This window comes from Phocaeicola dorei, from assembly GCF_013009555.1.
Taxonomy (GTDB): Bacteria; Bacteroidota; Bacteroidia; order Bacteroidales; family Bacteroidaceae; genus Phocaeicola; species Phocaeicola dorei.
This window is the reverse complement of record NZ_CP046176.1, coordinates 2,321,233-2,344,074: the sequence shown is the minus strand read 5'-3', so window position 1 is coordinate 2,344,074 and position 22,842 is coordinate 2,321,233. Positions and strand designations below refer to the sequence as shown.

General features: G+C 44.2%; 16 protein-coding genes. 10 read left to right on the top strand and 6 right to left on the bottom strand.

Going from position 1 to position 22,842, the window contains the following annotated elements; all coding sequences use genetic code 11:
* Window positions 1-71: 71 nt before the first annotated feature.
* The 10 genes from GKD17_RS09615 (at window position 72) to GKD17_RS09570 (ending at window position 9,218) form a co-directional block, all read left to right on the top strand.
* Window positions 72-1,841, top strand: coding sequence for a DUF3945 domain-containing protein (locus GKD17_RS09615; RefSeq protein ID WP_007838679.1), 1,770 nt, complete (start codon window positions 72-74; stop codon window positions 1,839-1,841).
* Window positions 1,842-1,882: 41 nt separating this feature from the next.
* Window positions 1,883-2,143 (top strand): DUF4099 domain-containing protein, encoded by a 261-nt coding sequence (locus tag GKD17_RS09610; RefSeq protein WP_032936775.1) that lies wholly within the window; start codon window positions 1,883-1,885, stop codon window positions 2,141-2,143.
* A 95-nt stretch (window positions 2,144-2,238) separates the two neighbouring features.
* Window positions 2,239-4,335 (top strand): type IA DNA topoisomerase, encoded by a 2,097-nt coding sequence (locus GKD17_RS09605; protein ID WP_007838676.1) that lies wholly within the window; start codon window positions 2,239-2,241, stop codon window positions 4,333-4,335.
* Between the two features lie 196 nt (window positions 4,336-4,531).
* Window positions 4,532-4,768: a hypothetical protein gene (locus GKD17_RS09600; RefSeq protein ID WP_080549551.1), complete on the top strand. Its 237-nt coding sequence runs from the start codon at window positions 4,532-4,534 to the stop codon at window positions 4,766-4,768.
* Window positions 4,769-5,135: 367 nt separating this feature from the next.
* Entirely contained in the window at window positions 5,136-5,357 is a 222-nt protein-coding gene (locus GKD17_RS09595) for a hypothetical protein (RefSeq protein WP_080549560.1), read from the top strand.
* Between the two features lie 32 nt (window positions 5,358-5,389).
* Window positions 5,390-6,352, top strand: coding sequence for a PRTRC system protein E (locus tag GKD17_RS09590; RefSeq protein ID WP_007838672.1), 963 nt, complete (start codon window positions 5,390-5,392; stop codon window positions 6,350-6,352).
* Between the two features lie 4 nt (window positions 6,353-6,356).
* Entirely contained in the window at window positions 6,357-6,578 is a 222-nt protein-coding gene (locus GKD17_RS09585) for a PRTRC system protein C (protein ID WP_032936582.1), read from the top strand.
* A 52-nt stretch (window positions 6,579-6,630) separates the two neighbouring features.
* On the top strand, window positions 6,631-7,719 hold the full coding sequence (locus tag GKD17_RS09580) for a hypothetical protein (RefSeq protein WP_007838670.1): 1,089 nt from the start codon (window positions 6,631-6,633) through the stop codon (window positions 7,717-7,719).
* Window positions 7,720-7,722: 3 nt separating this feature from the next.
* Window positions 7,723-8,433: a prokaryotic E2 ligase family D protein gene (locus GKD17_RS09575; RefSeq protein WP_007838668.1), complete on the top strand. Its 711-nt coding sequence runs from the start codon at window positions 7,723-7,725 to the stop codon at window positions 8,431-8,433.
* Window positions 8,430-9,218 carry a PRTRC system ThiF family protein gene (locus GKD17_RS09570; protein ID WP_007838666.1) on the top strand — a complete coding sequence of 263 codons (789 nt, stop codon included), beginning with the start codon at window positions 8,430-8,432 and terminating at the stop codon, window positions 9,216-9,218. Before GKD17_RS09575 ends, GKD17_RS09570 begins: the two co-directional genes overlap by 4 nt.
* Window positions 9,219-9,314: 96 nt before the next feature.
* Here the strand turns inward: GKD17_RS09570 and GKD17_RS09565 are convergent, their stop codons facing one another.
* The 6 genes from GKD17_RS09565 to GKD17_RS09540 form a co-directional block, all read right to left on the bottom strand.
* Entirely contained in the window at window positions 9,315-10,916 is a 1,602-nt protein-coding gene (locus tag GKD17_RS09565) for a beta-N-acetylhexosaminidase (RefSeq protein WP_007838665.1), read from the bottom strand.
* A 15-nt stretch (window positions 10,917-10,931) separates the two neighbouring features.
* The gene (locus GKD17_RS09560; RefSeq protein WP_007838664.1) at window positions 10,932-13,502 is read right to left on the bottom strand and encodes a glycosyl hydrolase 115 family protein; all 2,571 of its coding nucleotides are present in this window, start codon (window positions 13,500-13,502) and stop codon (window positions 10,932-10,934) included.
* Between the two features lie 20 nt (window positions 13,503-13,522).
* The gene (locus GKD17_RS09555; RefSeq protein ID WP_007838663.1) at window positions 13,523-15,121 is read right to left on the bottom strand and encodes a glycoside hydrolase family 28 protein; all 1,599 of its coding nucleotides are present in this window, start codon (window positions 15,119-15,121) and stop codon (window positions 13,523-13,525) included.
* A gap of 16 nt (window positions 15,122-15,137) precedes the next feature.
* Window positions 15,138-16,841 (bottom strand): polysaccharide deacetylase family protein, encoded by a 1,704-nt coding sequence (locus GKD17_RS09550; RefSeq protein ID WP_007838662.1) that lies wholly within the window; start codon window positions 16,839-16,841, stop codon window positions 15,138-15,140.
* A 148-nt stretch (window positions 16,842-16,989) separates the two neighbouring features.
* The gene (locus tag GKD17_RS09545; RefSeq protein WP_007838661.1) at window positions 16,990-18,615 is read right to left on the bottom strand and encodes an SGNH/GDSL hydrolase family protein; all 1,626 of its coding nucleotides are present in this window, start codon (window positions 18,613-18,615) and stop codon (window positions 16,990-16,992) included.
* Between the two features lie 19 nt (window positions 18,616-18,634).
* Window positions 18,635-22,678, bottom strand: a complete 4,044-nt coding sequence (locus tag GKD17_RS09540) for a two-component regulator propeller domain-containing protein (RefSeq protein WP_007838660.1) — start codon at window positions 22,676-22,678, stop codon at window positions 18,635-18,637.
* Window positions 22,679-22,842: the final 164 nt, after the last annotated feature.

Below are 22,842 nucleotides of genomic sequence, written 5' to 3'. Positions count from 1 at the left end.
ATTATTTATCAAAATTCATGCTATATATTTGCCATGACAAATTCAGTTATCAACTCTAAAAAACCAAAGTTATGGCAAAGAAAAATGAAAGTGACGAACCTCCGAAACCGCAAGTGGCCGAGAACGAGCAGATGAGCGACATCGTATTCATCCTCGACAAGATGGAACTGCTTTTACAGGCGGTGTCGAAAATCGGCAAGGACGGGAAGTACAGTACCGTCCCGGCGGACAAGGAACACCGGAACTCTTTCCTTAAAATCGACCGGTACGCCAGCATGTTCGAGAATTTCCTGAAGAACTTCTGGAGCCAGCTCAAAGACCCGACACGTTTCGGTATTTTCTCCGTCAAGGAGGATAAGCTGGAAGACCCGGAGGTCAGGCAGGCCATCGAAGACATAGCCGCGGGAAAGCAGACAAAAGCCGTGGAGGACTTTCTCAAGAAATACGAGATCGTCCCACGCGACAAGGAAAACCAAAGTATGAACAATCAAAATCAAGAAGAAATGGCAAAGAAAAATGAAACACAGCAGCAGGGTGCCCAGGGTGACGGCACGCAGCAGCCCAAGTACCGCTACAACGAATCCATGATCAACTGGGAAGAGCTGAAGAACTACGGCCTCTCCCGCGAGTACCTCATGGAACGTGGATTACTCGACCAGATGCTCAAGGGGTACAAGACCAACCAGCTCGTGCCCATCAGCATGAACTTCGGTTCCGCCGTCTTGCGCACGGACGCCCGGCTTTCGTTCCAGCAGTCCGTGGGAGGTCCCATCGTGCTGGGTATCCACGGCATCCGCCAGAAACCCGAGCTCGACCGCCCGTATTTCGGGCACATCTTTTCTGACGAGGACAAAAAGAACCTGCTTGAAACGGGCAACATGGGACGTGTGGTAGAACTGAAAAACCGTAGCGGCGAGTACATCCCTTCCTTCATCAGCATCGACAAGCTCACCAACGAGGTGGTGGCCATGCGTGCGGAGAATGTCTTCATCCCGAGGGAAATCAAGGGTGTGGAGCTGACACAGCAGGAACAGAACGACCTGCGAGAAGGCAAGAAGGTTTTCATCGAGGGGATGATTTCCAACGGCGGCAAGGAGTTCGACGCCCACATCCAGGTCAATGCCGAGCGCAGGGGCATCGAATACATCTTTGATAACGACAAGCTCTTCAACCGCCATTCATTGGGTGGCGTGGAACTCACCCAGAAGCAGATCGAGGATCTCAATGCGGGCAAGGCCATCTTCGTGGAGGGGATGGAGCGCAAGGACGGCGAGCTGTTCTCCTCGTATGTCAAGCTGGACGAGGCCACGGGCAAACCCGCCTACTCGCGTTACAATCCCGATTCCCCGGAGGGGGCGCGTGAAATCTACATCCCGAATGAGATCGGCGGTGTGAAAGTCACCCCGGAGGAGCAACAGCAACTACGCGAGGGCAAGATCATCTTCCTCAATGACATGGTGAACCGCAAGGGCGAGGAGTTCTCCTCCTTCATCAAGGCGGATCTGGAGACGGGACGCCTGAGCTACTCACGCACGCCGGACGGCTTCGAGCAGCGTGCCGAGTTCAAGATACCGGCAAAGGTATGGGACGTGGAGCTGAACCGGAAACAGCGTGCCGACCTCCAGAGCGGCAAGGCGGTGCTCGTCGAGGGCATCAAGGGCTACGACGGCAAGACCATCTCGCAGTACGTCAAGGCGAACTTCAACCAGGGCAGGCTGGACTTCTACAACGAGAATCCGGACCGCAAGCGTGACGCCTCGCAGCGCAACGTGGTGGCGAACGCCCGGAAGCAGGGACAGGAACAGAACAGCCGCAAGTCCAAAGGCGCGGGCATAGCCTGAGCGTGAATCAAATGAATGTAAAATCCAAAAGAATCAGAAATATGAACATGAACGATAATGGCAACACGCCTTTCAAGGCGGAAGACGTGAACTGGGATGAACTTGCGGGAATCGGTATCCTGAAGGACGAATTGGAGATGTCGGGGGAGCTTGACACGCTGCTCAAGGGAGAGAAGACGAAAGTGATGTCACTCAGCCTCGTGCTTCTCGGGGTGGACGTGGTGATGGACGCCACCCTCCAGCTGGTGCGCAAGGACGGCGGGGCACTGATTGAAATTCTCGGCATCAAGCCGTTGGCATAGCAGCCGCCTGCCAATCCTACAAGTAAAGAATGTCAAACCGCCGTTTCCCGTTTTCCGGTTCCGGTAACGGGGAACGGCTTAATTTTTATCCGAATATGAAAGCAATCATAGCAGAAAAAATGAGTGTCGGCCTGGATATAGCCCGTGTAGTCGGGGCTACCGACAAGAAGGACGGCTACTGTACCGGCAACGGCTATATGGTCACATGGGCGATGGGACATCTCCTGTCACTTGCCATGCCGGGCGCATACGGCTACACGAAGACCTGTGCCGAAGACCTTCCGATGCTGCCGGACCCGTTCCGCCTGATACCCCGCCAGGTCAGGACGGACAAGGGCATGGTGACGGACCTCGCCGCCGCCAAACAACTGAAAGTCATTGACAGCGTGCTTGCACAGTGCGAAAGCATCATCGTGGCGACCGACTGTGCCCGCGAAGGGGAACTTATCTTCCGCCGGATCTATTCCTACCTGGGCTACACCAAGCCGTTCAAGCGCCTGTGGATCTCCTCGCTCACCGACGAGGCCATCCGCGAGGGCATGGCGAACCTCCGGGACGGCAAGGATTACGACAGCCTGTATGCCGCCGCCGATTGCCGGGCAAAGTCGGATTGGCTGGTGGGGATGAATTCCAGTCGCGCGTTGGCGATAGTCTCCGGCTCGGCGAACAATTCCATCGGGCGCGTGCAGACCCCGACACTCTCCATGATTTGTGCCCGTTTCAAGGAGAACCGGAGTTTCGTGTCCACCCCTTACTGGCAGCTGCACCTTACATTGAAGCAGCGGGACGCACACCGCATGTTCTTCCACACGGAAGAGTTCAAGGAGAAAGGAACGGCAGAAGCGGCATATAAACAAATCACTTCCGGTTCTTTGGTGACAATCACCAAGGTGGAGCGTAAGAAAACACTCCAGCAGTCTCCGTTGCTATATGACCTGACTGCACTCCAGAAGGATTGCAACATCCATTACGACCTGACGGCGGACAGGACACTCTCCATCGCACAATCGTTATATGAGAAAAAACTGATTTCCTACCCGAGAACAGGAAGCCGTCATATCCCGGAGGATGTCATGCGGCATATTCCTTCCCTGCTGGAGAAAATCGCCGTACTGCCGGAATTCAGGGAATACGGGCAGTCCTTTGATCTTTCCGACCTGAACACCCGCAGCGTGGACGGCACGAAAGTGACCGACCACCATGCCCTGATTGTCACGGGCATCGTACCCGAAGGTCTGTCCGAGGCGGAATCTACCGTCTACACCCTGATAGCCGGCAGGATGCTGGAATCATTCTCCCCGCCCTGCGAGAAAGAACTGCTGGTCATGGAATGTACCTGCGAGGGCATGGGGTTCCGCTCCCGTTCCTCCGCCATCGTCAAACCGGGTTGGCGCGGTGTCTTTGCCAGAAAAGAGGACCGGGACAAGGACGAACCGGACCGGGACAGTGGAACGGCGGAGTTTACCGAAGGCGAGGCCGTGCCGGTCATGGGACACGGGGTGGCGCAGAAAAAGACCCTGCCCAAACCGCTGTACACGGAAGCCACCCTGCTGGGGGCTATGGAGACCTGCGGGAAAAACATCATGGACGAACTGGCAAAGGAAGCCATCAAGGACTTGGGCATAGGTACGCCTGCCACCCGTGCCGCCATCATCACCACCCTGATCAAGCGGGACTATATCTCCCGTTCCGGCAAGAGCATCGTCCCGACCGAGAAAGGGATGTATATCTACGAGGCGGTGAAGGGGATGAGCGTGGCCGATGTGGAATTGACGGGAAGCTGGGAGAAGGCCCTGTTGCAGATAGAGGGACATACACTTGATGCGGAGGCATTCATGCAGTCCATCCGCGATTATACCTGCAAGGTGACAGACGAGATACTGCGCTTGGATTTTCCGGCAATGCAGGAGAAGGTGTTCACCTGCCCCAAGTGCAAGACGGGGAAAATCATCCTCCGTTCCAAAGTGGCCAAGTGTGACCGGGACGGGTGCGGACTGCTGGTGTTCCGCCGTATCCTGAACAAGGAACTGACTGACAGCCATCTGGAACAGCTCTTCTCGTCCGGAAGCACCCGACTCATCAAGGGATTCAAGGGAAAGAAAGGCGTGCCGTTCGATGCCGCCATCACCTTCGATACGGAGTACAACCCGGTATTCTCGTTCCCGAAAGCCGGGAACGGAAAGAAGAGATAATGCCGTCATTCCAATTCCCGGGCAAAGGTAGCGTACCGCCGTTTTCCACCTGCAAGGTCGGGCCCTTCGGGTTTCGGGGAAAATCATCCTCGCGCCGCTCCGGTATTTTCCCCCGAAAACCTTGCCTGTGGAGGCGGTCCGCCTCCCGGCCCTTGAAATTGGAAACGACTGTTTCACCTGTAAATAATAGAACGTCATGAAAACAAGAGAATGTATCGAAAGGATAAAAGCGAACAGATGGGTACGGATCATCGCGTTAGGCCTCACCGCCTTCATCGTGTTCAGTTATATGTATTCACGGGGAGTATCCCCCGTGTGGGTCGCGGTAAGCATCGTATGCTTCCAGGGATTCTTCAAGTTCCTGTATCGGATTGCCTGTCTCCTGGTAGCGGCGGCCATACTTTTCTGCATATTCAGTTTTCTGGTATTCTGATAATATAATTTTCAGCCATGAACCGGAGATGCCATACAAATCCCATAACACCTCACGGAACGGAGCTGTCCATCACGGACGGCTCTTTTTGTTTCCCATGTTTTATGAATCCGGAAGTGAAGGGAATAGATATAAAAAGGAAAAGGGATGAAGAATACAGGCTTGGCATACCGGGAACTACCGGGCAAAGTTGGCAAATGCTTCTTTTCGGACAGCAAGGTCGAGCCTTGCGGTTTCGGGAAAAATCATCCTCACTGCGCTGCGGTATTTTTCCCGAAAACCTTGCCTTACCGGAAGCATTTACCGCCGGCCCTTGTAGTTCAACGGGCTGCCAAAGCCCGAGTATTCACAATTAAAATAAATAGTCATGAACCAAGCATTTGTCACAAGCGCGCCGCCGGCTCCCATGAGGATGCCCATGCCCGTAACAAGAAGAAAGAGAACCGTGGAACCCGAACCGGCTGTCAGGTTCCCGCCACGGGGGACGACCGGACCGGTACACGTTTCCACCTTGTTGAACCCCATTCTGGAAATATGCCACCATCCCGACAGGAACAGGTTGCTGGCGGAATTATTCAGTGAAATGTAAACTTCAATAATAACCTTTAATACATCAAGATTATGTTTTTTACAGCAATCCACCAAATGATGACCGAAGGCGTGGACCTCACCCTCGTCATCCGCAAAGCGAACGGGCAACTGACAGTTTCCACATTGCCGAAGTCTAACGGGCTGAAAGACGAAGCCCAGAACCACCTTGTCCCCCTGACCGTCAGCGGACTGCCGCAGGAGTTGGACGCAGGATTCCTGCAAGCCGTCGCACGGCCGATACAGAAAGCGGCGGGCCTGATTTCCAACATGGCGCAATTCGAGGCGCAAGCGGAGAAAGCCGCGTCCGAGAGCAAGGCGGCCAAGGAAGCCAAGTCGAAGGAGACGAAGGAGGAAAAGGAGAAGCGCGAGAAGTATGAGAAACATTTCAAGAAGGCGGAGGAACTGATTGCCGCCGGCAACCACAAGGATGTCGTCACTTCACTCGGACAGGCGCGCCTCTATGCCAAACCGCAGGACCAGAAGAAGATTGACGGGATGGTGGCGGAACAGACTAAGGCGATGAACAAGGGCAGCCTGTTCGAACTGATGGAAGAACCGGCACCGCAACCGCAGGCACAACCGACTGCCGCGCCGGCCCGGCAGCCGCAACCGGCTCCACAATATCCTCCACAACCGCAGAAACCGATGGCGGCACAAGTACCCGGCGAGCAACAGAGGCCGGTTGCAGCACCACAGCAACAGCAGACGATGTGGCCGCCGCAGCAACCTCCACAGGGACCGGCACAATATTACGCCCCGCCACAGCCGCAACCATATGCGGGACAGCAACCCGCACCGCAGCAGGCACCGCAACCGGTATACGGGAACCCGCATTGGCAGGAGCAGGTGCAGGCGCCGGAAGAACTGTACCCGCATTACGATGCCGGACAGGAAGGACCGGCTTACCGTCCGGAGGACTACGAGGGATATCCCGATTTCCCACAGTCCATGTTAGAACCCCATGTCCCACATTATCAAAATCAAACAGTCTAAGATTATGGCACTCGAAATTACAGGAATGACACGCTCATTCACATTCAAGAAGAACAATGGAATGGTCACGCTCGATGATCCCAACCCGTCGGACAGTCCCGAAATGGTCATGAGTTATTACTCCAATTTCTACCCGGAGCTGACAACGGCAACAGTACACGGACCGGTCATCAAGGACGATAAGGCCGTGTACGAGTTCACAACCACCATCGGGGTAAAAGGATAGAGAGCATGAAGAAGAACAACAACAGGAAAAAGGATAATAAAAAAAAGAAGTCATGTGTACCATTGGACGAACACCGGTTGGAACGGCTGGCAAAGCTCGTCATCAGCCAGACGCAAAGGAATGTACAGTACGGCGTGAACAGGGAAGAACGGATTGCGGCTCCAAGCGGGGCCGTAATTCTTTTCTAAGCACGGCCTTGACACCGCTGGCACAGAAAAGTCTTACCGTAGATTGCTACGACGATTGCGAATGTGACAAGATAAATGTAATCACGCGGGGAAACTACGAGTTCCTGCGTGATTCATATTTCAAGTACGCTTTGTTACTGCAAAAGGAAGCCGTGCATACACCGGGGAAAAGTATAGGGGAAGGCATCGCCAGGCTATACGATGAGATGGATACGCTTATCGGGGACAATCTGTATGTCAATATCGAGCAAGAGGACGGCAGGCTGTTCTTCCGACTGTGGAAATGTCACAAATGGGGAAGCTTCACGCTGTATTATTTTCCGGTAAAATTCCTGGAAACGCTCAATCCTGTTTTGAGGAGGATTGCCGTCACATTCCTCCACAATCTGATGGAAGCCAACGACATCGGCATCTTTTGGGAGAACGATGATACGGATTTCATGTTTGAAATGCTCTCGGAAGATGACGGCAACGACCCGGAAGATTGGAAGGACCGCATGAAATTGCTGGCTTCCTATCAGGATGGGAAAATAGGCAGGCTGCTCAAAAGGGTAGAATCGAAATCTTACTATAAGAACCTGCCGAAAGCGCTTGAGTCATATACTCCCCGGAACGGGTTTGAACAGCCTTTGGTCGATATGATGAAACGGGGCCTCCCGTTCCTGACACCCGAACGGGGCATCATGCAATACGGGTATGACGCCTTCTACTCGGAAGAGCCGGATTTTCATCCGATGTACCTGTACCAGCAGATAAGCATCATATATGATACCGGAGATATTGTTACGGAGTATCTTGTCGACTATTACAATTCCTGTAGCAGGGAAACCTACGATATTATTCCGGTAACGACCTGCGACTTGTCACCCGACACCGAAGAACTGTTCCAGATGGACGATTACCCGGAACGGTTCTTCCGGTGGGCGGACGAATTCATAACTCTAATCAGTTGAACCATGTTGGAAACGAATGAACTTACAAAGAAACTGAGGGCGCTGCTCCATCCCAAGGCGGCGTTGATTGCCTATTCCGGTGAGGATGACAGCTATGAAGGCAGCTATTTTATAGAGGTCAGGGACATAGACGAGAACGGCATGATGAGCGAAGGCCGCCCCGTTACGGTGGAATTCATGAACGAGCTGGTACGCGGCTATTCCGAAAGGCACAGTACCACGCCATACGGCAGGATTCCGTCCAATATGCTGTGGTGCGATCCCCGGAAGGGCAACGAGAAATATGTCTGGTACAATCCACCGCAGAAGCGGATGATGTTCTTCAGGGAAAGCCTCAAAATCGCAAACGCGGAATACAACCTGCCGGGAATCATCTATGTGGCCGGAGAAAGTTGGCTGAATATCTATGCCTGCAAGGACAAGAAGCTGACGGAAAAGACGGAACTCTATGCCGCGCCGTTCTTCAACGTGACGAGGGCGAGCGTCTGTCTGGGCTCCGCAAAAATAGAGAAGCCGAAAGACCTGACCTACACGAACCTGCTGGAGTATTGGGAAAAGAAATTCTGGCTGACGGAGTTTTCCCATCTGGGAGGCGAAGGCAACCCGACTAAATCCAACCTGGTACTGGTAACGAAAGCTGCAAAGGACAAGCCTTTCGACCTTGATGAACTGAAGCTTCTGAATAACCTGAAACTGAAAGATATATTGAAATGAAAAGAGTACATTACATAGACAACTATCTGATCAACCCGCAACATCCGGTGACGGTGAACCTCATCGGAGCGGGAGGAACCGGTTCGCAGGTGCTGACCTGCCTGGCAAGGCTGGACGTGACCCTGCGGGCACTCGGGCATCCGGGACTGTTCGTGACACTCTATGACCCGGACATCGTGACGGAATCCAATATCGGCCGCCAGCTGTTCGGGTATTCCGACATGGGGCTGAACAAGGCGCAATGCCTCGTTACCCGCATCAACAATTTCTTCGGCAATGACTGGAAAGCTTTGCCGGATATTTTCCCGACCGTGCTGAAAGATGCCAGACGGGACGACATGGCGAATATCATCGTTACTTGTACCGACAACATCAAGTCACGGCTCGACTTGTGGAACATATTGAAAGCAATTCCTGCCTCGAATTACCACAATCACGAGACACCGCTGTATTGGATGGATTTCGGGAATACGCAGACGACCGGGCAGGTTGTTTTAGGAACCATTCCCAAGAAGATAAAACAGCCCGCCTCCCAACTGTATGAGACTGTCGGCTCTTTGAAAGTCATCACCCGGTTCGTGAGGTACGCAAGGGTGAAAGAGGAGGATTCGGGACCGAGCTGTTCCTTGGCGGAGGCGTTGGAAAAACAAGACCTGTTTATCAACTCCACACTAGCACAACTTGGCAGTAATATCTTGTGGAAGATGTTCCGTAATGGGATGATTGAACATCACGGGCTGTTTCTAAATCTGGAAACGATGAAGATGAATTCTATAAGAGTTTGATTTATTGCTATAAAAATAGCAAACCCATTGGCAGGGTTAAATATGCGTTAATTTAATTCCGCCAACAGGTTTATATTTACCTTTTCGATCAAAAACTTATTTTGCTACGTCATATTTTACACCTTTAGCTTTCCATCGCTTCAAAAAGGGTTCAAGAGCATGAAGAAACCTATTGTAATCTTTATGGCTTTTATCTGTCCATCCTGCTTCAGAATACGCAGCTATGCGAGGATATATTTTGAGATTCATACTTTCTACTGTTGGAATGAATTCTCCCCACATTTGGCAGCCTAGTCCCAAGATTCTCTTTTTTTGATCATCTGTCAGACCTTCGGGTATGGGATCGAAAAAGTATGATTTCTTCAAGGGGATTTGTTCGTAGCTGTAATCCAGATAGGTGGAATTATGATAAGAGTTTACCACATCATATCCCTTTTCAATGGTTCGCCTAATTAATGCCGTATCGCCTTTCCAAAAATGGACAATAGTCCCTTTGGCAAGTTTTATATTTTTAGCATCAGCATCGGATTCCTCTTTCTGATAACTATGTACCCTATCTCCTGTTATTTCATTCCAACCCATCATACGACGGCTTTTCCCTGCCAGCAGATTCGACATATTATTGGTAAAGTAAACCTGTAACTCTGCCGGAGCTTTCAGGCCGTTTTTTGTCATATAAGACCGAACGTATGGAGACTCATTCCAATGATTGTACCGTACTTCATCGCCCCCAATATGGAATACAGGAGACGGAAAAAGAGGAATCATTTCATCTATAACATCTTCGAAGAATTGAATAACTTTAGGATCAGCGACATTAAAGACATCGTATTTAACACCAAAATTGGTTGGTACTTTTATTTCTTTTCCACTTGTCCCTAACCATGGATAAGCAGCAATAGCAGCACAAGCATGTCCGGGCATATTTACTTCGGGTACAACCATGATATGGCGTTTAGCAGCATATTCGACCACCTCTTTAATTTCTTCTTGTGTATAGAAGCCTCCGTGAGGTTTGCCGTCGAAAATATTACTCCCAAATTTATGTATTTCAGATGAATCACGATAGGCTCCGATTTCAGTCAGTTTCGGATATTTTTTGATTTCAATGCGCCACCCTTGATCATTAGTTAATCCCCAATGAAAAACGTTTAACTTCAATTCTGCCATTTCATCTAAAAGGTCGAAAACGACTTCCTTGCCTTTGAAATAGCGTCCTTCATCAAGCATGAAAGCGCGCCATGAAAATGCTGGATAATCGGTAACGATTGCTTTTTGGACTATCCATTTACCTTCTTTCTTTTGTATAATCTGACGTAAAGTCTGAATACCATTGAATATTCCGATTACGGAATTGGCTTTTATCGTTATTTTATCATCTATACCCATTATATAACCTTCTTTTTTATCCGGCAAAATGGAAGTATCTAACTTGAGTATAATGTTTCCGCTTTCGCTTCCTGGTTTCATTTTCGTATTAATAGAAAAGTTAACAGAAAGGTATGATTGCAATAGCTCTGCTTCATTAGCTAATTCTTCAGTATAAGCTATTGACAAGTTGTTTTTCAATTTAGTGAATCCAGAAGTATATTCAATGCTCACGGGGTGAGGAATAAGAAGATATTCTTCAATAGCTGGTTGTTTGCCACAACAACAAAAGAACAGCAGACATATTAATGATAAGAGATATGATTTCATAAATTTGAATATATATTATTGATTAGACTTATATTTTACAGGAATAAGATAATGTTTCCTTTCCAAATCAAATTCCAGCATTAACTGATCCACAAGTAATTCTTCATCTAAAGCATAGATACGTATAGTGTGCTCACCTGCTTCCGGTATATTGGCTTCTGTAATTGTCAATGACTGATTACGCAATACATTTTCTGCCCATTTATCTGACAAAAACTCTGCTGAAGTAGAAACTTCTATTGGCTTTTGATTATCAATAACAATGGCATATCTCATCTCTGAATTTCCATGAACGGGATGCATAGGAATGGTTCCAACTTTGATTTTCACATTACCTTTGCTTGTAGTAGATACTTTATATTCAAGATGAGGCTGTTTCAAGTCTATTTTCTTAGATGGTTGCAAACGTACTGTTCTTCCACTATGTCCCAATCCTTCTATAACTTCAGTCTGGAGATTATTTATAAAATCACATGCATTTAGAGCAATCATACGATCACCTTCAACGGATGATCCTGCCGTTACAGATAATGCAGGCATTTTTGGTATAGCAGGATTGTTAGTTGGGCACAATACTTTTTTAGGAAGATCAGGTAAAACAGGCTGTTGGAAAACCGGCAAATCTCGCGGCTTCATATCCATCATCAAATCCCACTTCCCACTCTGCATATCCTTATTGTATGTGTAATCTAAAGCAGTGATCTCGTTGTAAGCATCTGTAGCTAATCGGGCATAATATCCGGCAAGTTCTACGTTATTTTCCGCAGACAAACGTGATTTCTGTGCATACAATATCTTACGGCTCATCGCTGAACTGGCTGCAACCTGATAATGTATTAATTGGAAATAAGCAGGTTTTAATTCATTTGGAATTTCATTTTCAAATATTTCTTCCGATAGTAGTGTAATTGAATTAAACGCCTGAATACGGCGTTCCATTTCATCGCCAAAATGTACTGGTGAAAGCTCCGAATCTTTTACGGGTTGTAAACCCTGACGATTAGTAGGATTCTGACGACGTAACTCCCAATCTTCGACTTTATTCCAAGCCATGTGTTCAGGTTTACGATGTCCGGAAAGATGATAATATTGTTTCATGATCCGGTTTATTTTATCAGTCGCTTTACCTTTAAATGTTGTATGTAGCCATTCTCTTTGATGCGCGTAAATCTTATCTCCGGCAAATGCATCTATATTCCATGCCATATCAAGAAAGAACTCTGTCAAATATTCATTCGGTTTAATATCTCCTACATTAAGAATCCACATACGGCGTGCATTGTTATCCCACGCACGCTTCATTTCAGTGTAGATTAAAGCTGGTTGAGTGGAACCCAGCCATAGATAATCGTGAGGTTTTCCCCAATAAGAGACGTGATAGTAAACCCCTCCACCGCCCGAACGTTTTTGTTCTTCGGGATCACTAAGACGCATAATATAACCATGATTATCATCGCACCAAACCAAGGTAATATCTTCAGGAAGCTCTACACCTGCATCATAGGCTTTTAGAACCTCTTTATAAGGAATAAATGCTTGTGGAATACTTGAAACATCTCCCTTACCACTATTTTTAAGCAGTTCTCTTTGAGCATTTATAACTTCCTGTAATATTTTAGCTTCGTCTTCAATGGTCTTAACTCCTTGCATACGTCCGTCATGTATACCTCGCATTCCCATAGTAAAAATGTTTTCGGTTTTGGAAACATCTGCCAAGCGTTCGTTCCAGTAAGAGAGCACATTTTCACGATTAGTAAGAAAGTTATAAGAACCATATTTTGCATTATCCCATTCTCCCGTATTTGTCCGCATCATCGGTTCGCAATGTGAAGTTCCCATTATGATACCGTATTTATCGGAAACATCTTTATTTCCTTCGGTGAAATAGAATGGAACAGTACATTCGTGCATGGCAGGCCAAAGGGTGTTGGCACGAAGTCGGAGTAATAATTCGCATATCTTTGCATACGTTTTTGGTCCGATAGCTCCTTTTACTGGAGTCGGTTCAAAAGTTCGAGTACTCCATGGCATCAACGCCCAATCTTCATCATTGAGGAAGATCCCTCTGTATTGTACAGATGGAGCATGCACCTTTTCATCAGTCATGATTGTAACATTCTCTTTCTTGTCAGGAACGACATCTGCCCACCACACCCAAGGCGAAATTCCCATTTGACGAGATAGTTCGAGTATCCCATAGGCTACTCCACGAGGATTACTCCCTAAAATGAACAAATAATTATCTCCATTAGATTCAACCGCTTGTATTTTATAAGCATCCCATTTTCCTGCCAGATCAGCGATTTCAAGCTTAAAACGGTCTACCAATTCTTTAATATCAGGTTCCTGATCGGGAATACCGACAACTATTGTGTTGTTATTCAGTTCATTATTTAACGAGAATGGTTGATCGCAGATTAGTTTCGAGTCACTTATCAACATATCGATAGCGGTGTTGACGACTTTTTCATTTCCTTGGTAGTAAACAGCACCTGCTTTGTTGTTCGATATCAGATTAAACTTTTGCTGTGCATATATAGTTTGCCCCAAAAGGATAATTATTAAAGGAATAATGCTTCTTTTCATACTTATCTGATCTATTTTAATTATTGATTAATCTGTATATTCTGAGTTTGTACCCATTCAAAAGTTTCCCCTGTGATCGGAATAATTTTTGTCTGTTTCAAATGGATACCATCTAAGTGCCGTCCATAAATACCATTTTCGGAATGTATCTCTACATTTCTGAAATATATATTTTTTACATAATTCTCCGGTCTACCACATAGGTACATACCGAATCCATATTTTTTTGAAATAGTTATGTTTTCATACCATGCGTCGCGTATAGTCGGCATATTTTCGTCTACTTCCTTGCGAACAGTATAGTCAGGATTTTCAATACCGTAATATTGGTCAATACAAATAGCCCCTCTAAACCACATATTATCGTGATGAATAGAGTCGGTGTGTACAATATTCTTAAATGTTATATTTTCTATAACACCTCCTCTCCCCCAAGGTGCTTTCAACTGTGATACACAAGCGGTATTTTCGTAAAAGCAATTATTTACTAAAACATTCCTTACGTTCCCGGCCATTTCACTTCCGACTACAACACCAAATCCCCCGAGAAACTTACAATCAAATAATTTTACATTATCTGTCGATTTGGCGACTCGTCTTCCATCATTGTCTCTTCCTGATTTAATGGACACATTATCATCTTGCGATGAGATTGTCGTATTATAAACAACGATATCTTTAGAAGAGTCGATCGTTAATCCATCGCCATTATGGATTTTATATTTACGCCCTGTTTCCGGATCAAAGCGAGTGTTGATATATACGTCTTTAATAGTAACGCCCATACAGTAAATAAAATGAACTCCCCATGCCGGAGATTGTAAAAAAGTAACTCCTTCCAGACATATATTTTCTCCATTCATCAGGCTTAATATTCGTCCCCGGTACCCTAATCCTTCTTTTTTCTGCTGGTTAATTAGATTTTCTCCATTGGCATCTATAATTCCTTTTCCTCGAATAGAAAATTCTTGAATACCACCAGATAGTAAAGTTCCCCCGTTTATCAGGGATGCATATTGACTACCCTCAATTCCTTCAAAACGGGATCTTACTATCGGGTAATGCGCTAAGTCAGAACTGCCTTTTAGAATAGCACCTTCTTCAATATAGAGAGTCATATAACTTTTAAAGAAAAGTGCTCCCGTGAGATATACTCCTTTGGGAACCACAACAATGCCTTGTTTGTTACAGGCGTCAATAGCCTGCTGAATAGCTTTTGTGTCAAGTGATTTTCCATCTCCAACTGCACCGAAATCTTTAATATTGAAATATTTTGGTGATAGGCTTGTTCTGACATATAGTAAGTTACTATTATATATGACTTTATTTTTTTTATTTTGCAACTTCACTTGGAAATGATAAGAAGAATCAGAAGGTAAATTTTTTACATCATAATAAGTCATTGCAGTTGTATCCAAAAGCTTTCCATTACAATAGATTGAATAGTGATGATCATCATCTGTTTTACCCCCTTCTCCCCACAGCAACGATACTGATTGAGACGTTGTTGAACCCGGAGCCGTCGATAATCGTATCGCGTAATGTGTCGGTTCTCCGGCAAATACCGGAATTAAAGAATTAAGAATAAGTATAAATACGAGAATATGAATACCTTTCATGTCGCTTATAATTTAATTAGTGAATTTTAATGTCTATTGTATCACCAAACGGGTTGAAATCGAAAATCAAATAGTTGTTTTTTTCTTTAACTTTTAATTCTTTTCCATTTTGGTGTACTATTATTTTCGTATGGTTACTATTTTTCTTCACTACCATCGTGAGTGGTTCGGTAAACAATCGTGAGTCAAGCGCTAATCGAGGAGTAATTTGAATATTCGATTCGTATTTTGCGACATCCAGTTGTACGTTGTTCCGAGCCTTTGTATAGGCTGACACTTTCTCAAATGTATCGACCCATATTCTGTCTTCCTGTTTTTTTACTCTGCGAAAATGTTCCCACAGTATTTCTGAATCGGAAAAAGCATCGTATCCATAAGTCATACCGTGCAACATCCCGATACTCCACTCACCCGAAATAAGTAAGTCCTTTATCCATTTATCTAACGATTCTACTGTTGAACCGGATTTCTCTCCGCCTATTCCAAACTGACGAGTGCGAGTGCCTACTCTTCCTTCTGAAGCCATACAAATGATTTCTTCATTGAAAGAATTGCCCGGATAACAAAACGAAAGGGGCTTTTTTCCGATATTGGCTAATATGATACTATCGTTCTTCCCAATTTCAGTACGTACTTCTTCTGTTGACAGATTTTTTAAATTGGGATGGGACCAACTGTGATTTCCGATTTCATGTCCGTTGTCTGACATTTCTTTCATCTGTTTCCATGTCATACGTGGCTTACCTTGTTGTGCTTCCTTTTCTTCAATGATTTTTCCGCACACATAAAAAGTACCCTTGAAACCTACTTTTTCCATTTCAGGAAAAACCAATGTATAATGCTCTTTTAGCCCATCATCAAATGTATAGCAGACGGCACACGTTTTATTGTCTTTATAATCGGCGACATAAACATCCGGATCGTGATAACGGACGAAAGGGACCAATGCGGGAACAACCTTTACCACTTCTCGTACAGCTATTTCCGCAACCACCTTTCCACCGTAAATATTAAGGTGGGTATTATCTATTTTCCCGTCGGGATGCGCGTCATATACACCTGCGGGTATCCACATATAGAGTTTTGTCGATTCTTCCGGGCCTAATTGCGTTACTAAATCATGAGTCAGACGAGTCATATCGACAAATGGAACATTCATTTCTTTCGCAACCCTGCGTGGTGCAACAACGTATTCACCATGTGTATCAACCAGTATATCTCCCTCTGTTTCATAGCGGTCCTTGCGCTCGCCCACATAACCTGATGGCGGGTAGTTTCGACGTACAATAGAATTAAATAATACAGGATAAGCCCCTTTGGCACGGGTTTCCCGAATGAATTTTCGTAAATTTTCATCAAAAGAGCCTCCGGGAACTGTATGCAGTTCTTTAGTTGTTTTCTCATCGTTATGCCCGAATTGTATGAATACATAGTCTCCCTTTTTCAATCGTGATAAGACTTTATCCCAACGCCCTTCATTGATAAAACTTAAAGTGCTTCGACCGCTTGATGCATGATTTTCGATTTTTACATTGGCTTCTGTCAGGAAACAGGGTAACATTTGTGCCCATCCTCGTCCCTGATAACCATTTTGAGTATTATAGTCTGCCATTGTCGAGTCGCCAATGGTAAAAATGGTAATAGGTTGGGTGTCAACTGTAGTGAATGCCGACAATATTAACAACAAGAATGTAGCAGGGATTAAAAATGTATATTTCATGTCCTAAACTATTAATTTAAAGTTTCAGATACAAAATTACAACCGTAGTATTTAAAGCAGTTGAATATATCTGTCGAATATGGATAACAAATTCGTCAAAAAGAAAAAAAACAATCAAAAAGAAAGCATTACAAGGATTTTTAATTCATTATTTTATCTCTTCAACAACTTTTTCGGCAATGATTCTCTGTCCGGAGGGAACCATGTGTACACCATCAGGAGCATAGTGATTAAAAATCTTCTGTAGAGGATGATAAATATCTATTACTTGGAAGTTTTTTTGTTTTGCAATCCTTTTCAATTCCGGAACAAGCAAAGATAAACGCTCGTTTCCTCCCTGATATTTATATTCAACGTCAGTAGAACGCATAGGCGGTGGTGTGATAAATATAAGCTTCGGATTAGAGTTTTTGATTAATTGATGCGTTTTGATTTTCTGAAGAAGTTTTTCAAAATTAGCAATTACTTCATCCTGCTTTTCTGAAAATTCATTTTTGGCATCGTTGGTTCCCAGACAGACAATCACATAATCATATTTATCTTGTCCGATTTTATGTTTTGCTTCATTTAGGAAATCATCTATGTTTCTCAATGCGTTCAATTCTTTGTTGCCAAGGTTATCGAAGCCAATGGTTCGTCCGGAACGTGAATTATTGACAATACGAGCATTGGGCATCATCATCTTCAATTGGTCTACCCAACCGCCTTTATTTTGACCATTTGAATCACCAATCGTCAGGATATTATATTTCGTTGATGCTATATAGCTATGAGGCAACAATGCCAGTGCTTGTGGTATTTGTTCATGCCCTCCTTCAAATACAGTCAACCGGATATTTTGGTACTGACGGGTCAAATGCACAGGTCTGTTAAAGATTACACTGTTTACTTTGTGTAAAGGGTTCATCCGTTTGGTTACTAAATCAATCACTTTTTTTTCGGAAATTAGATCAGAATCCGAATTTGCTTTCTTCATAATATCATCAAGATTAGAAATATTGTATTTCAAATCTCCTACTAAGCGATTATACATATTGATTGAGTGGGTAATAGGAACAGAACCTATGTATCCATCATGTATACCGGTGTAAATATAGAACTGAGAGTTTTCGCGCTTTTCTTTCGGGAATTTTTGCCACAATGGGGAACGTCGCAATGCCTCTTCCCGATTGTAAACAGTATCAACCGATACGGATTTTACAATATCATCGGCATATTTTTGTTTTCGGCCTACGGATTCCCAATACCAGGCATCTATATCAGATATAGGAACCCAGGCAGAAAACGATTTAACAGGATATTGAATATTCATATATGCGTATAAAGTCGCAAGTCCACCTCCTGAAACGCCAATTATATGGACTTCTTGAGGATCCGCATTCGTATGTTTTAGTGCAAAATCAATAGCATCTTCTATGTCAGACAGTACCAATGTGCTACATGTCGCTTCCGGTTTATTATTTGCTCCCCTAAAATCCGGATGGATATAATTCCAATCACGTGCCATTACGTCATTTACCAGTGGGTCTTTTTGAGTATAATCGCCACTCCATGTATGAAGACTGACTATTAACGGTTTGCGGATTTTACTTTTCGTTTTGTATACAAAAGCTTTCTGAATTTTGCAATCAGTTGATGAGATTATTTCAACTTCTTGCAATTCCTGACTCGGTTTATTCTTTGTCGTATTATCCCACAAAGGTTCTGTTTGAGCAAAGAACTCAGAAGTATTTCCTAGAAAAAACAAAAGAGATAAAAAGAATAATCGATTCATGGATAGAAATTTATTAAGATTATTTATTGTTGTTTTTTGCCCGTGTTACTTCTGAAGGAGAGTATCCATATTCATTCTTAAAACATGTACGGAAATAGCTCATAGTATTAAATCCACTCATATAAGCCGCCTCTGAGACATTGTAATCACCCGTTTGAAGCAATTGCATACTTCTTCTCAAACGTATTTTGCGAATATATTCATTTACGGTAATGCCAGTTAATGCTTTGATTTTCCGATACATGGTGGAGTGACTCATTCCTATCTGTTGTGTAAGAAAAATAATATCCAGTTTCTCATCATTGATATTTTCCTCGATAATTTCGGTTGTTTTTTTCAGAAAAGCCTCATCCAGATTACTTAACTTTAAGGGTTCTTCTATAAAAATAGCAGACTCTGTTTCGCTACCAGTCAATGACGAATCAGTTATTCGTTTTGCCAAACGTGCTCGTGATTCGAGCAAATTCAGCATGCGTGTACGCAGCAGTTTTGCACTGAATGGCTTGGTCAGGTAAGAGTCTGCTCCACTCTCATATCCTTCCTCCTTGTCTTGCATCGAATCTTTAGCTGTTAACAAGATTACGGGTATATGGCTGGTGCGTATATCCTCCTTTATAGCACGGCATAATTGGATTCCATCCATCTGCGGCATCATTATATCGCTGACTATTATATTGGGGATGGTTGACAAGGCTATTTCGAGTCCTTCTTTTCCATTGCTTCCTTCCAATACTTTGTATTCGGTATTAAATGATGAAACAATATATTTTCGTATGTCCTCATTGTCCTCTATGACGAGAAGCAGCAGACGATTGTCTTGCTCGCTGTCTTCTTCAGCCATGTCGACGACTTCGGAAGCAGACGCAACCTCCTTGTGCATAGCATCCGGATAGTCATAATCGGCAAGTATCCGGAAGGTAAAGGTGGTACCTTTACCGACAACGCTCTTAACTTCCAACATCCCTTGATGGAGGGTGGCCAATGATTTTACCAATGCCAATCCTATTCCTGTACCGGATGCCTGATACTTCCCTTTTCCTTGATAGTATCGTTCAAAGATATGGGGCAGTTCATCCGGTTCGATGCCGCACCCCGTATCGGAAACAGAGATAATTGCATAGTTGCCGCTTGTTTCATTGCCGCAAGAAAGTGATATTATAATTTCTCCGTGATGTGTGTATTTTATGGCATTGGACAGTAAGTTGTTTAGAATAGTCGTTATGATTTCCGGGTCATAGTAAATTTGAATCGGAAGCTCACCTGTTTTTATCTGTATCTTTACATCGGGGTTGCAATTCAGCTCTTTATAGCGGAGGCCGATCTCAGTCACGAGTCCCGTTAAATTTCCTTTGCAGACAATCAGCTGCCGGTGATTGGTTTCTGTTTTACGGAATTCCAGCAGCTGATTGATAAGATTTAGCAATCTCATCGCACTGCCGTGAATGGAGTTGATCTTGCTCCTGTAAACTTCCGGGATTTTCTTGTCGTCGGCCAAGTCTTCAAGCGGCCCTATGATAAGGGTCAGAGGTGTACGCAGTTCATGGGTGATGTTTGTATAAAACTGCAAACGCTCATTGTTGAGGTTCTGCTCATTCAAACTGTGTTGCTTTTCGATTTCTTGGAGGCTTTTGAGCTTTAATTTTCTCTGATAGGACAGAATGTAGAAAATTATAATTATGCATGCGAGCAAGATATAAAAGAACCACGCATACCAAGTGAACCAGAAGGGAGGATGAATGTGTATATTGAGTGAGACCATACGGCTTTCATCCCATACTTGATTTTTCAGACGAGCCTTTACCCTGAAAGTATATTTACCGGGAGGTATATTACGAAAGACAGCCGTGTTTTCTCCATTCGATTTAACCCAATTTTTATAGAAGCCTTCCAATATATAGGCATATTCCACTTGTTTGCTCTGCGCATAATCGGGGACTGCAAAGGATATGGAAAAAGAATTTTCATGATGGCTGAAGTTTATTTCTTCTTCCGTTATGGGAATAATGTTTTCAATATTCACATTATCTTTACTTACGGATATTTCTTTGCATTCTATAAGCTGAATTGGAGCTATGGATTGCTTTTTCAAGACAAATGCCGGATTGAAATAGGATACACCGTTTAATGAACCGAAATAGGCAGTGCCATCGGCAGACAGACAAGATGAGCCTTCTATGAAATTTCCAGCCGGTATGCCATCGTTATGGTCATAGTTACTGAATGTTTTTTCTTCTTTGTTCCATAATGAAATACCCTGATTAGTGCTCAGCCAGATATTTCCGGCTTCATCTTCCAGAATAGAGCGCACGAAACAATCTTCAAGTCCTTCCTCCTTTCCGTACATTTCAAAATGATCCGGGTCTTTTGTATCTTCTACATATCCTATGCCATTTCGGGTAGCTATCCAAATGCCTCCCTTGGAATCCATATAAAGACTGTTGACTGCATTGGAGAAAAAGCCATTCTCGGCATTTAGCCTGTGCACCAGTTCATGGTTATAATTGAATATAGACACACCGGAATTATTTGTACCGATCCATACTTTTCCTTGGCGGTCGTGGGCTATGCCATAAACAGATTGATTCACCAATTGACTGATAATCTTCTCTTCCCTGTGTATTTTGCCGTTCCGGTAAGTATAAAGTCCGTATTCGACTCCTATCCACATTGTGCCGTCAGTCGCTTCTTTGATGGTAAAAACATCTACGTGCTCTATACCCAGATCAATACGATGCACCTTTCCTGTATTTGAATCAAATTCCAATAGGCCGTCGTCAAATGTTCCCAGCAGAATTATTCCCTGACGATTGCCGCAAAGAGTAAAAACCTGAGTATAAGGTCTTGACTGGTATTGGGATATATTGATTGAGCGCAGCAACTGATTATTTTTAAATATACTGACTTCATTCTCTCCTCCAACCCATACCTTCCCTTCACTGTCTGCATAGACTCCCCATACCTGTTTGTTTTTAATTTTGTTGTTTACAGTTCGAATATATGGAAGTATTTTGAAGAGAGGTTCTGTATGGCTTATAAAATCCAGCCCACTGCTGTAATTCCCTATCCAGATGTTGCCAAAAGAGTCTTGCAGCAGACTGCGAATATTTCCCGAAGAAAGATTTGTGCCTGAACTTGTGGCCGTGATATTGTTGAAACGTACGCTATCCGTATTGCTCAGGTTGAGATTGTATAAATCAAGTATGCTTATCCCCCCTATATCACTGGCAATCCAGACAGTGGCATCATCCATTTGCTTGATATCATAGATATGGTCGGCAATGATTGAATTCGGATTCTTTTCGTCATGCTTAAATGATTGGAACTCTCCTTTTTCCGGTTGGAAAAGTGCCAGTCCCTGATTGGTTCCAACCCATGTATTCCCCATGTGGTCAACACAAATGGAATATACGCTATTACCCGGCAGGCTGGAAGAATTGTCAGGCTCATTCTTATAATGGAGAGCCGATAAATCCTTTGCGTTTATAATTGTCAACCCATCCAATGAATGTCCTACGTAAATCTTTCCATGTCCGTCATCAAAAATACACCAATTAGAATTTTTAAGTTCCGGAATGCTTTCATTTGTGTAGCTTGTGAATTTCATTGTTTTTTTGTTGCAATGCAGAATTCCATTGTAATGAGTAGCTATCCAAATGGCCGTGTCACCGGCAAGTGACATACTCACTATGTTATTAAGATGAATATTGTCTTGCATGCCATAATGGGTGAATTTGTAAGTAGAACAATCAAGTACAGTTAAATCCGAACGTGTCCCAATCCACAATAGATTATTTTGTTCATCATATAATAATGTATTTATAGCATCTGTCTTCAACTCCGAGTTAGTGCTTGTATAGCGTGTGAATTGACATCCATCAAAACGATTTAATCCGGCTTCAGTAGCAATCCATATAAATCCTTGTCTGTCTTGTGCTACATCTTTTACATAGTTGTTCGAAAGGCCGTTTGTTATATTGAGATTGCTCATGGAGAGGGAAAGAACAGCATATCCCTGTCCTAAATGAAATAGTAGTAATAGAATGATAAACAGTCTTTTTTGCATAATCTCTTTTTTTTGTTACACCTCAACAACAAAAATAATATATATATTGATAATTCTCCAAAATTAGGAGATTTATCAGAAATAGGGGGATAACAAATTCGTCAAAAAGAGATTCTATTTTGAAACTCCAATAAAATTATCATCGGCTTTTATTATAAAAATGG

Coding starts and splice junctions, on each gene's coding strand:
- GKD17_RS09615 (WP_007838679.1), top strand. CDS start 72: ATGGCAAAGAAAAATGAAAGTGACGAACCTCCGAAACCGCAAGTGGCC.
- GKD17_RS09610 (WP_032936775.1), top strand. CDS start 1,883: ATGAACATGAACGATAATGGCAACACGCCTTTCAAGGCGGAAGACGTG.
- GKD17_RS09605 (WP_007838676.1), top strand. CDS start 2,239: ATGAAAGCAATCATAGCAGAAAAAATGAGTGTCGGCCTGGATATAGCC.
- GKD17_RS09600 (WP_080549551.1), top strand. CDS start 4,532: ATGAAAACAAGAGAATGTATCGAAAGGATAAAAGCGAACAGATGGGTA.
- GKD17_RS09595 (WP_080549560.1), top strand. CDS start 5,136: ATGAACCAAGCATTTGTCACAAGCGCGCCGCCGGCTCCCATGAGGATG.
- GKD17_RS09590 (WP_007838672.1), top strand. CDS start 5,390: ATGTTTTTTACAGCAATCCACCAAATGATGACCGAAGGCGTGGACCTC.
- GKD17_RS09585 (WP_032936582.1), top strand. CDS start 6,357: ATGGCACTCGAAATTACAGGAATGACACGCTCATTCACATTCAAGAAG.
- GKD17_RS09580 (WP_007838670.1), top strand. CDS start 6,631: ATGTGTACCATTGGACGAACACCGGTTGGAACGGCTGGCAAAGCTCGT.
- GKD17_RS09575 (WP_007838668.1), top strand. CDS start 7,723: ATGTTGGAAACGAATGAACTTACAAAGAAACTGAGGGCGCTGCTCCAT.
- GKD17_RS09570 (WP_007838666.1), top strand. CDS start 8,430: ATGAAAAGAGTACATTACATAGACAACTATCTGATCAACCCGCAACAT.
- GKD17_RS09565 (WP_007838665.1), bottom strand. CDS start 10,916: ATGAAATCATATCTCTTATCATTAATATGTCTGCTGTTCTTTTGTTGT.
- GKD17_RS09560 (WP_007838664.1), bottom strand. CDS start 13,502: ATGAAAAGAAGCATTATTCCTTTAATAATTATCCTTTTGGGGCAAACT.
- GKD17_RS09555 (WP_007838663.1), bottom strand. CDS start 15,121: ATGAAAGGTATTCATATTCTCGTATTTATACTTATTCTTAATTCTTTA.
- GKD17_RS09550 (WP_007838662.1), bottom strand. CDS start 16,841: ATGAAATATACATTTTTAATCCCTGCTACATTCTTGTTGTTAATATTG.
- GKD17_RS09545 (WP_007838661.1), bottom strand. CDS start 18,615: ATGAATCGATTATTCTTTTTATCTCTTTTGTTTTTTCTAGGAAATACT.
- GKD17_RS09540 (WP_007838660.1), bottom strand. CDS start 22,678: ATGCAAAAAAGACTGTTTATCATTCTATTACTACTATTTCATTTAGGA.